We start from the raw sequence: 13,765 nt of genomic DNA, 5'->3' as shown, positions 1-13,765 counted from the left end.
GCGTAGGTGGAGATGTGCCCGCCGACCCCGATCTCGGGCCGCTGCGCCCGGTGCACCATCACCGCGGCGTTCCAGCGCATGTACGCCCGGTACCGGCGCTCGTACTCCTCGTTGCCCGGGAACTGCGCTTCCTGGTCCACCGGGATCGTGTTCACATAATCAGTGGTCGTCACCATCGGCACGCCCACGCTCTGCGCGCCCGCGCGCTGCAGCAGGCTCCGCATGATGTACCGGGCACGCTCGGTACCCTGTTCCCGGATCAACGCATCCAGGGACTCAACCCACTCCGCAGTCTCTTCCGGATCACGATCAGGCAGCTGGTCAGTCAACCCGCTGAGGATATGGGAGGTATCTTCTCCTGCAGCCACGTCCAACCTCTCTTTGCGCGCATAGAAGGCGCACTCAGGCCAGGCAGGGTGACTGCCCGGCAAACATACGCCGTGTGCGACGTATCGGTTACATCAGCCCGGTCATGTGTGCCGGGCAGGGTTCCTAGAGCTCCTACGTCCGGCAGGAGTTACAAGGTTGTCGTCCTGCAGGCATAGTCGTCATCTGCCACTCTAACCGTCAGGGCAAGCCGATGCGTAGCCGCGGCCTGGGCGCCACAGTTGTATTTCGCCGTCATACTGGTTGTGTGACGAAGGGCCGCTGCAGGGAGGGCAGGCGCCGCCGGTGTGACGCAGAATATGCGCCGGGCCGGGGATGCCAGCTTGAAGCGCAGGCACAAAGGGTGTTGGCTTGGGAGTAATGGAAATCACTATGCAGAGTGCATATGAAGCGTATTGGAGGAACACGTGAGCGAGGCCGACGCCGCCACTTCGGTAAATGTGGCGGAAAAATTGGGTTTCAAGAACGGGGATCTGATTCAGGAGTTCGGTTACGACGACGACGTCGACTTCGACTTGCGTGATGACATCGAGGACCTCACCGGCGCCGAAATGCTGGATGAGGACGATCACGAGGTGGCGGACGCCGTCATCTTCTGGTGGCGTGACGGTGACGGCGACCTCGTGGACAGCCTGATGGACTCGCTCACCACCCTCGGCGAAAACGGCGTCGTCTGGGTCCTTACCCCCAAGTCGGGCCGGGACGGCTACGTCTCTCCGGCGGACATCCAGGAAGCAGCACCCACGGCCGGCCTGCATGTCACCACCTCTGCCGGTGTTTCCAAGGACTGGAGTGCCACCCGGCTGGTCAGCAGGAAGAACAAGTGACGGCGGCGCCCGCCGCTGCCGCAACCGTCGTGCCTGCGGAAGGCGATGCCGCTCCGGACTTCGAATTGTCCAACCAGTTCGGCGAACCCGTCCGGCTCTCCTCCTACCGGGGGCAGAACGTCGTCCTGGTCTTCTACCCCTTCGCTTTTTCGGGCATCTGCACCGGCGAACTGTGTGAACTCCGGGACAACCTGGCACTCTTCGAGAATGCCAACGCCACCGTCCTGGCAGTCTCGGTGGACAGCAAGTTCAGCCTGCGGGCCTACGCCGAGCAGGAAGGCTACGGCTTCGACCTGCTGGCCGATTTCTGGCCTCACGGCCGCGTCGCCGCCACGTACGGGGTCTTCGATGCGGACAGCGGCATGGCCAGGCGTGGCACGTTCATCATCGATGCCGAGGGTGTGATCCGTTACACCGTGGTTAATCCGCGGGGCCAGGCACGCGACCTTGCCGAGTACCGGGCGGCCCTTGCCAGTCTGGAACGGGCCTGACGCTGTGGAAAAGGCGCGGCACGGAACAGGCCTGACGGGCTTCGCCAGCCTGCCGCGCGTCGAGCCCGCCGAACCGTCCCCGGAGGAACTTGAGGCGTTGGGCAGGATCAGGGACCTGCTCGCCGGGGCGCCGTTTGCCCTGCTGACCGGCGCGGGACTGAGCACGGACTCGGGGATCCCGGACTACCGCGGCCCCGGCTCGCCGCCCCGTTCGCCCATGACCTACCAGGAGTTCGTCAAGGAGCCCGCCAACAGGCAGCGGTACTGGGCCCGCAACCACATCGGCTGGTCCCATCTGCGGCACGCCGACCCCAACCACGGCCACTTCGCCGCAGCCGAGCTTGAGCGGCGCGGTTACCTGACCGGCCTCATCACCCAGAATGTGGACCGGCTGCACGAGGATGCGGGAAGCACCAATGTCGTGGACCTGCACGGCAGGTATGACCAGGTCATCTGCCTTGACTGCGGCCGGACCTATTCCCGCGGCCTCCTGGCCGGAATGCTGGGCGAACTGAATCCGGGATTCCTTGACCAGGCGGAGCAGTCCGGCCTGGTGGAGATGGCCCCCGACGCTGACGCAACCGTGGAGGACCTGGCACTGATTGGCAGTTTCGTGGTGGCTGTCTGCCCTGCCTGCGGGGGTACCCTGAAGCCGGACTTTGTCTACTTCGGCGAGAACGTGCCCAGGGACCGGGTCGACCGGTCCTATGCCATGGTGGACGATGCCGCGGCCTTGCTGGTGGCCGGATCCTCGTTGACCGTCATGAGCGGGCTGCGCTTTGTCCGCCACGCCGCCAAGGACGGGAAACCCGTGGTGATCATCAACCGGGGCGAGACCCGCGGCGACGATAAAGCCACCATCAAGCTCGAAGCGGGGGTCAGCGAGTCCCTCATCTGGCTGGCCACGAATCTGCCCTCATTATGACCGGGGCAGCTGCCGGGAGGGGCGGGATACCCGATTCGCGTTTGGCGTCCTGCGTCAGGTAGAGTCTATGTTCGTTGGTTCGCGGTTCACCGCCCGCGGCAACGACGCAAGGGTCTTTAGCTCAGCTGGTAGAGCGCCACGTTTACACCGTGGATGTCATCGGTTCGATCCCGGTAGGACCCACCCTTCAGATCCCGTCTGGAGCGCTTCAACGAAGCGCTCCAGGCGGGATTTTTTGTGCCGGCGCTCCCGTGCCCTGGCTCCCCTTGGCGCCGGGGGTGCATTGTCATACCCCTGCCATACGGTGCAGGGATGGAACACGTGATGGTCCGCCAGGGCGCGGACGGAACGCCGGTGGCTGTGGCTTACCGCGGCAGGGAGTGGCTGGTGGGCGCCGAGCCGGTCAGATGGTTCGAGCGGGTCAACTGGTGGGAAACCAACCGGCGGATGCCGCGGGGGAGCAGCCGCGTGGATGTGGAAGTCCTGCAGGTGCAGGTTCGGCTTGGAAGCAACCAGGCATCGGCGCTCACCACCATGCTGCTGGAACGCGACGGACTTGGGGGAGGCTGGCGGTTGCGTGGCTCGATGGCGGACGCTGCATAGGCTGCGGGCAGGCAGGGCCGGCGCCGGGCATTGGAAAACCCTCCACCGCGACTATTGGGGGATGCCGCGGTGGAGGGCCTGGAATGAATATACCGTGAACAGCCGGAAACAAAAAAGTTGCCCGCCAGTGTGTCGGCGGCACTGCCGCGGCCCCAGCGTGGGGCCGCGAAACGTCAGCGCCGGACTGGTATGAACACGCGGGGCTGTTCCGTCCAGGAGTCGGACATCTGGGAAATTGTCCGCCGCATGATCCGGCCCGAAGCCTCGCGGGCCGCAGCCGAATCGCCCCGCGAGATCGCCTCGGCGACGTCCACGTGCCACTGCAGCGGGGCCTCGTGCGGGTGGTCGGGCATCAACCCGTGGACGGTGCGGCCTGTCAGCGTTTCCGCCACCTGCCCCATCAGGTTCGCGAACATCTCGTTGCCGGAGCCGGACAACAGCAGGGAATGGAAGTGGATATCCAGTTCGAGGAAGCGCGGAACGTCGCCGCTGTTACCCGCCTCGCGCATGGCATAGGCCACGTCCACCAGCTCCAGCCGCAGCGGCGCCGGAGCGTTCTGAGCCGCAAGTTCCGCGGCCACCGGCTCCACGGCTGCCCGGAGTTCGGCGAGGGAACGAAGTTGCGCGCCCCGGGCGTTCCCGGCCAGCCGCCAGCGGATGACCTGCGGGTCGAAGGGATTCCACCGGCTGGCCGGAAGGACCCGGATGCCCACGCGCTTGGTGGTCTCCACCAGCCCCAGCGACTGCAGGACCCTGACGGCTTCCCGGATCACGGACCGGGACACCTGCAGCTCTTCCTCGAGCTGTTCGGCCAGCATGAGGTGGCCTGCCGGCAGGTCGCCGGAGACGATGCGGGTGCCAAGGTTCTCGATGGCACGGTGGTGCAGGCTGCTGGTCATGCAGCTAAGCCTAGTGCGAAGCTCTTCCTGGTCCTGCCGAAAGGGTAGACCGCGGCCGGGACGGTCTGGTCCACTGGATGGGCGTTACTTTCCTGTGACCCAAAGAATATATATGCTTTATTCCGACCGTCTGATCAGCCGGTGATTTCCCCGCGGTGGGAAAGGGCGGCTGCGCGTCCCCGTCGAACGTATTGAATTGGAGTTTTGATGTCTGCACACATCGGTGTCACCGGCCTCGCGGTGATGGGTGCCAACCTGGCCCGCAACCTCGCACGTAACGGCTTCACGGTGGCCCTGCACAACAGGTCCGTGGAGAAAACCGACACCCTGCTGGAGAAGTACGGCTCCGAGGGCGACTTCATCCGCACCGAGACTCTCCAGGAACTCGTCGACTCGCTGGAGAAGCCCCGCCGGGTACTGATCATGGTCAAGGCCGGCAAGCCGGTGGACTCCGTCATCGAACAGCTCGAACCCCTCCTTGAGCCGGGCGACATCATCATCGACGCCGGCAACTCCCACTACGAGGACACCCGCCGCCGCGAAGCGGCGCTGGCCAAGAAGGACCTGCACTTCGTGGGTGTTGGCGTCTCCGGCGGCGAAGAAGGCGCGCTGAACGGCCCGTCCATCATGCCCGGCGGCTCCAAGGAGTCCTACAAGGCCCTGGGCCCGCTGCTGGAAAAGATCTCGGCCAAGGTTGACGGCGAGCCTTGCTGCGCCTGGGTGGGAACCGACGGCGCCGGCCACTTCGTCAAGATGGTCCACAACGGCATCGAATACGCCGACATGCAGGTCATCGGCGAAGCTTTCGACCTCCTCCGCTCCGGAGCGGGCATCGAACCGGCCGAACAGTCCAAGATCTTCACCGAGTGGAACAAGGGCGAGCTGTCCTCCTTCCTGATCGAGATCTCTGCCGAGGTCCTGGGTCACGTTGACGCCAAGACCGGCAAGCCGTTCGTCGACGTCGTGGTGGACGCTGCCGGCCAGAAGGGCACCGGCCGCTGGACCGTCATCTCCGCCCTGGAACTCGGTTCCCCGGTATCGGGCATCGCAGAGTCCGTCTTTGCCCGGGCCCTCTCCTCGCAGGCAGGCCAGCGCAAGCTCGGCCAGGAACTGCTTGAAGGCGGCGAAGCCGCCGTCGAGATTCCCGAAACGTTCGTCGAGGACGTCCGCCAGGCGCTGTACGCCTCCAAGCTGGTGTCCTACGCCCAAGGCCTGGACATGCTCACCTCAGCCGCCAAGGAATACGGCTGGGACCTGAAGCTGGACGAGATCGCCTCTCTGTGGCGGGCCGGCTGCATCATCCGGGCCGAACTGCTCAAGGACATCACCAAGGCCTACGCTGCCGAGGAAAAGCCGGCAAACCTGCTGTTCGCCCCGGCCTTCACCAAGGCGATCGCCGACGCGCTGCCCGCATGGCGCCGCGTGGTGGCCACGGCTGTCCAGCTGGGTATCCCCGTGCCGGTGTTCTCCTCTTCCCTGGCCTACTACGACGGCCTGCGCCGCAAGCGGGTTGCCGCAGCCCTGATCCAGGGCCAGCGCGACCTGTTCGGTGCGCACACCTACGGCCGCGTCGACGCCGAGGGCACCTTCCACACCCTGTGGGGCGAGGACAAGTCCGAGATCGAAGCGGTGGACACCCACTAGCCTTCCCGGTACGGGCCTAACGACGGCCGGCGGCTCCCGGATATTCCGGGAGCCGCCGGCCGTTGCCGTGTCCGGCGCCAGCCTGCGGCCAGCGGGGGAAGAGTGGCCCCTCCCAGCGGCAATTGCCACCGGAGCATCCGCAGGAATCGGGCTTTGGGCGGCCCAGCCATCTGCCGGACATTCGGTTAGCGCATGGTTGCAGGCCCCGAGGTGACGGACGCGGCGTGGATGAGTGCCGCCGTCGGCCGCTTTTTGGCGAAAAGGGCAAGCGGGACGTGCTGGTCCGCAACGCCGGCATGCATCATGCGGGCGCACGAAAGTGAGGGGCAGGATGGCGTGCTTTCCTGTGGCCCGGGGAGCAGGAGCCATCACGGCGGCGCGCAGGCTCCTGCCCCGCAGGGTGTATGACACGCAGGTCAGGCGGCCCTGAAAGGCGTGGCTGGACCTAGATCCGGTATTCGATGTCGTACTCGGCAGGATCCACGGCAGGCTTGGTCTCGCGCTGGGCGTCACGGTGGCGCCACTTGGCAGGTACGCCGGTCACGATGGACTCCGGCGGTGCGTCCTTGACCACGACGGCGTTCGCACCCACGGCGCTGTCGCGGCCGATGGTGATGGGGCCCAGGATCTTGGCGCCCGCGCCGATGGTGACGCGGTCGCCGATGGTGGGGTGCCGCTTGATCCGCGCCAGCGACCGGCCGCCGAGGGTGACGCCGTGATAGATCATGACGTCGTCGCCGATTTCCGACGTTTCGCCGATGACCACTCCCATGCCGTGGTCGATGAAGAACCGGCGGCCGATCGTGGCGCCGGGATGGATTTCGATTCCGGTGGCGAACCGGGCCAGCTGCGAAATGATCCGGGCGGGGAAGCGCAGGGCAGGGTTCTGCCAGAGCCGGTGCGTCAGCCGGTGGACCCAGATGGCGTGCAGGCCGGAATAGGCGAAAAAGTTCTCGAGGGAGCCCCGTGCCGCCGGGTCATGCGACCTGGCGGCATCGAGGTCCTCTTTTAGTCTTGCGAAAAAGCCCACAAAGTTCTTTCTACAGGAAACGGGCGAAAGTACGGCCTGATCAGCCGCGGATGTCGTCATAGAGAACGGTGGAGATGTAACGCTCACCGAAGTCGCAGACCACAGCCACGATCAGCTTGCCGGCGTTTTCCGGACGCTTCGCCAGTTCCAGGGCACCCCAGACGATGGCGCCGGAGGAGATGCCGCCAAGGATGCCCTCCTTGACGCCCAGTTCGCGGGCCACGCGGACCGATTCCTCGAGCGGGGCGTCGATGACCTCGTCATAGACGTTGGTGTCGAGCAGTTCCGGGATGAAGTTTGCGCCCAGGCCCTGGATCTTGTGCGGGCCGGGAGCGCCGCCGTTGAGGATGGGGGAGTCCTTCGGTTCCACGGCGACGATCTGGACGCCGGGCTTGCGCTCCTTCAGGACCTGGCCGACGCCGGTGATGGTTCCGCCGGTGCCTACGCCTGCGACGAAGATGTCGACTTCACCGTCGGTGTCGGCCCAGACTTCCTCGGCGGTGGTGTCGCGGTGGATCTGCGGGTTGGCCTCGTTGGCGAACTGCTGCGCCCAGATGGAGTTCTCGGTGTTGGCCACGATTTCCTGGGCCTTCTCCACTGCGCCGCGCATTCCCTCAGAGCCGGGCGTGAGCACGATCTCGGCACCAAAGGCGCGGAGCATGACGCGGCGTTCCGTGGACATGGTTTCGGGCATGGTGAGGATGACCTTGTAGCCGCGGGCGGCGCCCACCATGGCCAGGGCGATGCCGGTGTTGCCGGAGGTTCCTTCGACGATGGTGCCGCCGGGCTTCAGGGCGCCGGACTTCTCCGCGGCGTCGATGATGGCCACGCCGATGCGGTCCTTGACGCTGTTGGCCGGGTTGTAGAACTCCAGCTTGACGGCGACGGTGGCGCCCAGCCCCTCGCTGAGCCGGTTCAGCCTGACCAGCGGGGTACGTCCCACCAGCTGGGTTACGTCGTCATAAATCCGTGCCATGTACATACGCCTATCTCTGAGGGGTGAATACTGAGGTCAGCCTAACGAGGCCGCGTAATGCTGGCTAAGCGTTAAGCCACGCAGAGTAATATTTCCTGGCCTTGGCGAGCTTGGGGTTGATGATGACCTGGCAGTAGCCCTGCTCCGGATGCTTGGCGTAGTAGTTCTGGTGGAACTCCTCGGCAACATGGAAGCGCGGGAGGCGGCTGACCTCCGTGACGATCGGGTTGCTCCACAGTGCCTGGTTCCGGTCGATGGCCTCCTCAAACAGGATCTTCTCCTCGGTCGTTTCGTAGAACATCGATGAACGGTACTGGGTCCCCACGTCATACCCCTGCCGGTTGAGGGTGCTGGGGTCGTGGAGGGCGAAAAACATGTCCAGGATGACCTCGGCGGGGATGATGTCCTCGTCGAAAGTCACGGCCACGACCTCGGCATGACCCGTGGTGCCGCTGCAGACCGAGTAGTAGTCAGGGTGCGGATCGTGGCCCCCGGTGTAGCCGGACACCACCGACGTGACGCCCTTGGTTTTCTGGTAGACGGCGTCGAGGCACCAGAAGCAGCCCCCGCCCAGAACAAAAGTTTTCATGACCTCTTCAATGGTTGGCGGCCCGGGATGATTCCCTGCAAACCGGCAGGCATGCCGGCGGCCGGTGGACGATGGGGTAAAACTAAGACTATGGAACCTGTGGACACCGACGTTACCGGTCCGGACGAACACGACGGCGGCGCCTCCGCCGGCGGACCCGCGGACACGGCGGACGGGGCCCCCACCCTCGGCGACCTGCTGCTGGCGGTGGAAGAGCTGTGGCCCGAATCGCTCGCCGAAAACTGGGACGAAGTGGGCCTGGTGGCCGGCCATCCGTCCGCTCCGGTCAACAAGGTCATGTTCGCCGTCGACCCTACGCTCGAGGTGATCGAGGAAGCCATTGAATGGGGCGCCGAGCTCCTGATCACGCACCACCCGCTGCTGCTCAAGGGCGTCACCACGGTCGCGGCCACCACACCCAAGGGGCGTGCCGTGCACCGGCTGATCGAGTCGGGCACGGCGCTGTTGACCGTCCACACGAACGGGGACTCCGCCGTCGGGGGCGTTTCCGACGTCCTCGCAGACGCCCTGGGCCTGCAGGACGTCGCGCCGCTGACGGTCGCCGCCAACGGCCTTCCCGAGGAAGGCATCGGGCGGGTCGGGGACCTGGCCGATGCAATGAGCCTGGGCGACTTTGCCGCGAAGGTCTTCGGCATCCTGCCCTCCGTGGCCGGGGGCGTGCGGGTCTCCGGGGACAAGGACGGCCTGGTGCGGCGGATCGCGGTGTGCGGCGGAGCCGGGGACTCGCTGTTTAACGAGGTGAGTGCCAGCAACGCCGACGTCTACGTCACCGCCGACCTGCGGCACCATCCGGCGTCTGAAGCACGCGAGGCTGCGCTGGACGGGCGTCCCTACCTGGTGGACGTGTCCCACTTCGCCAGTGAGTGGCTGTGGCTGCCGGCCGCTGCCGCAGCGCTGGGCAACGTCCTGGCGGATCAGGGGCACGACGTCGAAATCCAGGTCAGTACCACCAACAGCGATCCCTGGGACTTCATCCTCACTCCCGGCTAGGACCGGCGTGCCGGGCGGTACCGCCAGTCCCGGAGACGGCGCCAGGCGCTAGAGTCGAGGAAGCGCCGGTTCGGCGCCCGGCTCCGGCCGGAAGTACCAAGCGGAGGTAACAGTGGCGAAGGCAGCACCGGCGGAACAGTTGAAGTTGCTCGATCTGCAGGGCCTTGACGCCCGGCTGAAAGCACTCGCCAACCGCCGCCGCGTCCTGGAGAACGACCCCCGGATCAAGGACCTGGAAGCAGCGCTCTCCGTCGCCAACGGTGAGTTGGGCGCCGCCAAGGTGGCCGTCCATGACGCCGAGGCCAGCCTCAAAAGGGCCGAGGACGACGTCGAACAGGTCACCGCGCGCATTGCACGCGACGAAGCGCGGCTCAACAGCGGGACCGGGCTGTCGAAGGACCTCGTGGCGCTCCAGAAGGACATCGCCTCCCTGAACAAGCGCAAGTCAGACCTTGAGGACGTCGAGCTGGAAGTCCTGGAACGGCTGGAGACCCTGCGGGAGCGGCAGGCCGCGCAGCAGCGGATCGTGGACGACATCCAGGGGTCTTTCGGGAGCATCCGCGCCGAACTTGACCAGGAACTCGCTGCGGTCGACGCAGAGGCCGCCGAAGTGGGCGCCCGGCGTTCGGAGTTCGCTGCCGGGCTCGACGCGGGGATGCTGGCGGTGTACGAGAAAACCCTCGCCCGGCGGGGCGTGGGTGCCGCCCGCCTGTTCCACGGCACATCGGAGGCGTCCGGCATGAAACTGAGCCCGGGCGACCTCGCGGAAATTACGGCCGCCCCCGCTGACGACATCGTCTTCTGCCCCGACTCGGGCGCCATCCTGGTCCGCTCGGACGAGTGGGCCTGAGGCTGCTCAGCCCGGCAGGATGATGTTCAGGGCGTGCGGCTTCCGGGCCGTCCCGGGCAGCAGCTCCGCGGTCCACTTTTCCCGCGCCGCCTTGAGCAGGCCGGCCGGCGTTGAGGGTGCATTGCCGCGGCGCACCAGGAGATGCCGGGCCAGTTCCCCGCGCGTGTGCTTGGCGAAATGGCTCACCACTTTCCGCACCCCGGCGGCCTCGGTGAAAACGTTCACCGTAACGGTCTGGTCCGCCGGCGGAGCCCAGGCGGCAGCGTAGGTGCTGGAGCGGCAGTCCACCAGCAGCTGGTTCCCCACGGCGCAGGCGAGGGCCTCCGCCAGCAGCGGTTTCCAGAACGCGGCGAGGCGGCCGACGTCGGGCAATGCCGTGCCCATGGACAACCGGTAGGCGGGCACGGCGTCGTTGAAGCGGATGGCGCCCCACAGTGCGGAGACCACCAGCACGGATTCGTCCGCCTTGCGCCGCTGGACGGCGGTCATGCTGCGGTAGCCCAGGGCGTCGTAGAGGACGCCGGAGTAGATGCTGTGCGCCGGGGCAGCCGGTTCTGCATGCAGCCGGGTGTTGCGTTCGACGTCGTCCCGCAGCGACGCTCCCACGCCCAGCAGGGCGAGGGCGTCCTCATGGGCGCTGGCGGTTCCCAGCGCCTCCAGCACCTTGGCCCGGGCGGGATTCAGGTCCGGAAAGCCCAAGGAGGACCAGTCGACGGCGGCACCATGGACAGCGGGAGTCTTGCCTTCGGAGGGAGGAAGCAGAATCAGCACCGTCCGATCCTACCGGCGGCAACAGCAGCTGCCGGCGCCGGTAGGATGGAAGCGGATGGGACAGCCAGGCGGCCGCGCGTCACGAAAGTGGCTCGAGGAACGTCCGGGCTCCACAGGGCAGGGTGGTGGGTAACGCCCACTCGGGGTAACCCGCAGGCAAGTGCCACAGAAAACAGACCGCCCGCATCTGCAGGTCCTTGGACAGGCAGGGCAGGTAAGGGTGAAACGGTGGTGTAAGAGACCACCAGCTTCCCGGGTGACCGGGAAGGCTAGGTAAACCCCACCCGGAGCAAGGCCAGACAGGGCACGTTTGAGGGCTGCCCGCCCGAGTGTCCGGGTAGGCCGCTGGAGGGTGCTGGCAACGGTACCCGTAGATGGATGGCCGTCGCCCCCGCACCGGCAACGGCGCGGGGGAACAGAACCCGGCGTATCGGCTGTCCCGTCCGCACAAACTGTTTGACCTGGAACGATGTGTTGGGGATCCTGAACCGTGCCCGCAAAGACCCATACGCGAGAGGCCGGCCGCCCCGCCGGACGGCAGCCGCACGGCCTGTCCACCCAAATCCTGGGCCTGGCGGGCTTCCTTGCGCTTTCCGTCACGGCCTGGGCCCTGGCCACCGTCCCGATCCTGCTGAACATGCACGGCTGGTTCGCGGCGTCCACCCAGGCGCCGTGGATGCCGCCGCAGTGGATGTTCCGCTCCATGTGGATGATGCTGTACGCCGGCATTGCAGTCGCGGCCTGGCTGGTGTGGCGCAAGGGCGGGCTGACCGGGGCCACGATGGCGGGCTACCTCGCCCAGCTGGTGCTGAACGCATCGTGGCCGCTGAGCTACTTCGGGCTGTACCCGCTGCTCGGCCCGGCCGCACTCTGGGCGGCGCTGGCGGTACTGGCCCTGCTGGCCGCCTGCCTGGTTTTTCTGGTGGTCCGGTTTGGTCCGGTGGATACCGCGGCCGGCGTGCTGGTGCTTCCCTACTTCTCCTGGGTGCTGTTTTCCGGCAGCCTCAACCTTTACTCGGCGCTCCACAACTGAGCGCCGTGTGAGTGATTTCACTCCAGACGGGCCTGTTCCGTGCGCCCCGCCAATTTAGAATGGATTCCGGACGTAGGGGTTCTTCCGCTGGAACTGCGTTCGCATCCAGCGGTTTTTCTTTGCACACGATCCAGGCGCCTGGGGGCCAAACCCGGCAGGCGCGGATGCCCCTGGACATCATCAGGTGGCCGACATCCGCATACGAGGACGTATGCGGCTGAACCAAGGAAGGTAGTTCTGTGAGCCAGACGTCAGATTCTTGTCTTGATACGTGGATGGGCCGGGAGGCTCTCGCCGAGGCCATGATTCCGGTGATCGGCCGGCTGTACCGGGAAAACAACGTGGTCACCAGCATCCACGGCCGGAGCCTGATCAACAAGTCCACCATGAACATCCTCAAGGCACACCGGTTCGCCCGCCGTGTCAGCAAGGACGATCTGCCCCTCGAGGAGACGGCACCCCTGCTCAACACCCTCGCGGGACTGGAGCTTGGCGCTGCCGCGATCGACATCGCCCGCCTGAACCAGAAATTCAAGGAAGAGGGCAATGGCGCCACCCTTGAAGAGTTCCTCCGCGCGGAACTGGCGGACATCGTGGGCAAGCGCGGCGCCGATGAGCGCACCAGCACCGACGTCGTCCTTTACGGCTTCGGCCGGATCGGCCGCCTCCTGGCCCGCCTCCTGATCGAAAAGGCCGGTGGCGGCCATGGCCTGCGCCTGCGCGCCATCGTGGTCCGGCGCGGGTCGGACAACGACCTCTCCAAGCGTGCCAGCCTGCTGCGCCGCGACTCCGTCCACGGCTCGTTCGAAGGCACCATCCGCATCGATGAAGAGGCCAACACCATTACGGCCAACGGCGTCCAGGTCCAGGTCATCTACTCGAACGACCCCGCCACCATCGATTACACCGCCTACGGCATCAACGATGCCCTGGTCGTGGACAACACCGGCCGCTGGCGCGACGCCGAGGGTCTTTCGCAGCACCTGCAGAGCAAGGGTGTGGCCCGCGTCCTGCTGACCGCTCCCGGCAAGGGCGAGCTGAAGAACATCGTGCATGGCATCAACCACCGCGACATCACGGATTCGGACACCATCGTCTCCGCGGCGTCCTGCACCACCAACGCCATCACCCCGGTACTGAAGGCCATCAACGACAAGTTCGGTGTGGTGCACGGCCACGTCGAAACCGTCCACTCGTTCACCAATGACCAGAACCTGATCGACAACTTCCACAAGGGTGACCGCCGGGGCCGGTCCGCAGCCCTGAACATGGTGATCACCGAGACCGGCGCAGCCAAGGCCGTGGCGAAGGCCTTGCCCGAGCTGCTCGGCAAGCTCACCGGCAGCTCCATCCGCGTCCCCACCCCGGACGTTTCATTGGCCATCCTGAACCTGAGCCTCGAGAACGGCACCACCAAGGATGAGGTCAACACCTACCTGCGGGAGATGTCGCTGCACTCGGACCTGCGCAAGCAGATCGACTACATCGACTCTCCCGAGGTCGTGTCCACCGACTTCGTCGGTTCACGCCGCGCCGGCATCGTCGATGGCCTCGCCACAGTGTCCACGGACAAGAACCTGGTGCTCTACGTCTGGTACGACAACGAATTTGGCTACAGCTGCCAGGTGGTGCGCGTCATGGAGGAGATGGCCGGAGTGAACCCGCCGTCCTACCCGGCGAAGGAGAGCGCCGCGGCCCTGGCCGCGATCGCCGTCTGACGTTTCCCGCC

Annotated in this window: 14 protein-coding genes, 1 tRNA gene, 1 other RNA gene and 1 pseudogene; 11 read left to right on the top strand and 6 right to left on the bottom strand. The window is 66.1% G+C overall.

The window, feature by feature from the left end; translation table 11 throughout:
* Nucleotides 1-368, bottom strand: a pseudogene (locus AS031_RS08055) (pyruvate dehydrogenase (acetyl-transferring), homodimeric type); the annotation flags it as partial.
* Nucleotides 369-794: 426 nt separating this feature from the next.
* Here AS031_RS08055 and AS031_RS08050 point away from each other — a divergent pair.
* The 5 genes from AS031_RS08050 to AS031_RS08030 all read left to right on the top strand — a co-directional run bounded on the left by AS031_RS08050 (nt 795) and on the right by AS031_RS08030 (nt 3,233).
* On the top strand, nt 795-1,214 hold the full coding sequence (locus tag AS031_RS08050; RefSeq protein ID WP_058267639.1) for a DUF3052 domain-containing protein: 420 nt from the start codon (nt 795-797) through the stop codon (nt 1,212-1,214).
* Nucleotides 1,211-1,705, top strand: coding sequence for a peroxiredoxin (locus AS031_RS08045; protein ID WP_058267581.1), 495 nt, complete (start codon nt 1,211-1,213; stop codon nt 1,703-1,705). Before AS031_RS08050 ends, AS031_RS08045 begins: the two co-directional genes overlap by 4 nt.
* Before the next feature lie 4 nt (nt 1,706-1,709).
* Nucleotides 1,710-2,630, top strand: a complete 921-nt coding sequence (locus tag AS031_RS08040; protein ID WP_058267580.1) for a Sir2 family NAD-dependent protein deacetylase — start codon at nt 1,710-1,712, stop codon at nt 2,628-2,630.
* A 110-nt stretch (nt 2,631-2,740) separates the two neighbouring features.
* Nucleotides 2,741-2,813: transfer RNA gene (locus AS031_RS08035), tRNA-Val, on the top strand.
* Between the two features lie 129 nt (nt 2,814-2,942).
* Nucleotides 2,943-3,233, top strand: coding sequence for a hypothetical protein (locus tag AS031_RS08030; protein ID WP_058267579.1), 291 nt, complete (start codon nt 2,943-2,945; stop codon nt 3,231-3,233).
* A 173-nt stretch (nt 3,234-3,406) separates the two neighbouring features.
* Here AS031_RS08030 and AS031_RS08025 read toward each other — a convergent pair whose 3' ends face one another.
* Nucleotides 3,407-4,132, bottom strand: a complete 726-nt coding sequence (locus AS031_RS08025; RefSeq protein WP_058267578.1) for a FadR/GntR family transcriptional regulator — start codon at nt 4,130-4,132, stop codon at nt 3,407-3,409.
* Between the two features lie 207 nt (nt 4,133-4,339).
* On the opposite strand from AS031_RS08025, the gene gndA reads away from it, so the two are divergent.
* Nucleotides 4,340-5,776, top strand: a complete 1,437-nt coding sequence (gene gndA, locus AS031_RS08020) for an NADP-dependent phosphogluconate dehydrogenase (RefSeq protein ID WP_058267577.1) — start codon at nt 4,340-4,342, stop codon at nt 5,774-5,776.
* 445 nt (nt 5,777-6,221) lie between these two features.
* On the opposite strand, the gene epsC is transcribed toward gndA, so the two are convergent.
* From epsC to msrA, 3 genes are all read right to left on the bottom strand, one after another.
* Nucleotides 6,222-6,806: a serine O-acetyltransferase EpsC gene (gene epsC / locus AS031_RS08015; protein WP_058267576.1), complete on the bottom strand. Its 585-nt coding sequence runs from the start codon at nt 6,804-6,806 to the stop codon at nt 6,222-6,224.
* A 40-nt stretch (nt 6,807-6,846) separates the two neighbouring features.
* Nucleotides 6,847-7,782 carry a cysteine synthase A gene (gene cysK / locus AS031_RS08010; RefSeq protein WP_058267638.1) on the bottom strand — a complete coding sequence of 312 codons (936 nt, stop codon included), beginning with the start codon at nt 7,780-7,782 and terminating at the stop codon, nt 6,847-6,849.
* A gap of 64 nt (nt 7,783-7,846) precedes the next feature.
* Complete coding sequence (msrA, locus tag AS031_RS08005; protein WP_058267575.1) at nt 7,847-8,371, bottom strand: peptide-methionine (S)-S-oxide reductase MsrA; 525 nt, start codon at nt 8,369-8,371, stop codon at nt 7,847-7,849.
* A 90-nt stretch (nt 8,372-8,461) separates the two neighbouring features.
* Between msrA and AS031_RS08000 the strand changes: the two genes are divergently transcribed.
* Both AS031_RS08000 and AS031_RS07995 read left to right on the top strand, forming a co-directional pair.
* Nucleotides 8,462-9,382: a Nif3-like dinuclear metal center hexameric protein gene (locus tag AS031_RS08000; RefSeq protein ID WP_176716521.1), complete on the top strand. Its 921-nt coding sequence runs from the start codon at nt 8,462-8,464 to the stop codon at nt 9,380-9,382.
* Nucleotides 9,383-9,494: 112 nt separating this feature from the next.
* On the top strand, nt 9,495-10,232 hold the full coding sequence (locus AS031_RS07995; protein ID WP_058267573.1) for a zinc ribbon domain-containing protein: 738 nt from the start codon (nt 9,495-9,497) through the stop codon (nt 10,230-10,232).
* Nucleotides 10,233-10,238: 6 nt separating this feature from the next.
* Here AS031_RS07995 and AS031_RS07990 read toward each other — a convergent pair whose 3' ends face one another.
* Nucleotides 10,239-11,003 carry a YaaA family protein gene (locus AS031_RS07990; protein WP_058267572.1) on the bottom strand — a complete coding sequence of 255 codons (765 nt, stop codon included), beginning with the start codon at nt 11,001-11,003 and terminating at the stop codon, nt 10,239-10,241.
* Between the two features lie 56 nt (nt 11,004-11,059).
* Here AS031_RS07990 and rnpB point away from each other — a divergent pair.
* The 3 genes from rnpB (at nt 11,060) to AS031_RS07980 (ending at nt 13,754) form a co-directional block, all read left to right on the top strand.
* Nucleotides 11,060-11,449, top strand: an RNA gene (gene rnpB / locus AS031_RS08060) — RNase P RNA component class A.
* Nucleotides 11,450-11,493: 44 nt separating this feature from the next.
* Nucleotides 11,494-12,036 (top strand): TspO/MBR family protein, encoded by a 543-nt coding sequence (locus AS031_RS07985; protein WP_058267571.1) that lies wholly within the window; start codon nt 11,494-11,496, stop codon nt 12,034-12,036.
* A gap of 239 nt (nt 12,037-12,275) precedes the next feature.
* A complete protein-coding gene (locus AS031_RS07980) occupies nt 12,276-13,754 on the top strand; it encodes a glyceraldehyde-3-phosphate dehydrogenase (protein ID WP_074446936.1) in 1,479 nt (492 codons plus the stop codon).
* The last annotated feature ends 11 nt before the right edge of the window (nt 13,755-13,765 follow it).

The sequence above is a fragment of the Pseudarthrobacter enclensis genome (assembly GCF_001457025.1).
Lineage (GTDB): Bacteria > Actinomycetota > Actinomycetes > Actinomycetales > Micrococcaceae > Arthrobacter > Arthrobacter enclensis.
Note: the sequence above shows the minus strand (reverse complement) of the source record. Positions and strands in the feature narration are given on the sequence as shown.

Excerpts from the sequence above, each read along its gene's own strand:
- AS031_RS08030 (WP_058267579.1), top strand. The coding sequence starts at position 2,943 with ATGGAACACGTGATGGTCCGCCAGGGCGCGGACGGAACGCCGGTGGCT.
- AS031_RS08025 (WP_058267578.1), bottom strand. The coding sequence starts at position 4,132 with ATGACCAGCAGCCTGCACCACCGTGCCATCGAGAACCTTGGCACCCGC.
- gndA (WP_058267577.1), top strand. The coding sequence starts at position 4,340 with ATGTCTGCACACATCGGTGTCACCGGCCTCGCGGTGATGGGTGCCAAC.
- cysK (WP_058267638.1), bottom strand. The coding sequence starts at position 7,782 with ATGGCACGGATTTATGACGACGTAACCCAGCTGGTGGGACGTACCCCG.
- msrA (WP_058267575.1), bottom strand. The coding sequence starts at position 8,371 with ATGAAAACTTTTGTTCTGGGCGGGGGCTGCTTCTGGTGCCTCGACGCC.
- AS031_RS08000 (WP_176716521.1), top strand. The coding sequence starts at position 8,462 with ATGGAACCTGTGGACACCGACGTTACCGGTCCGGACGAACACGACGGC.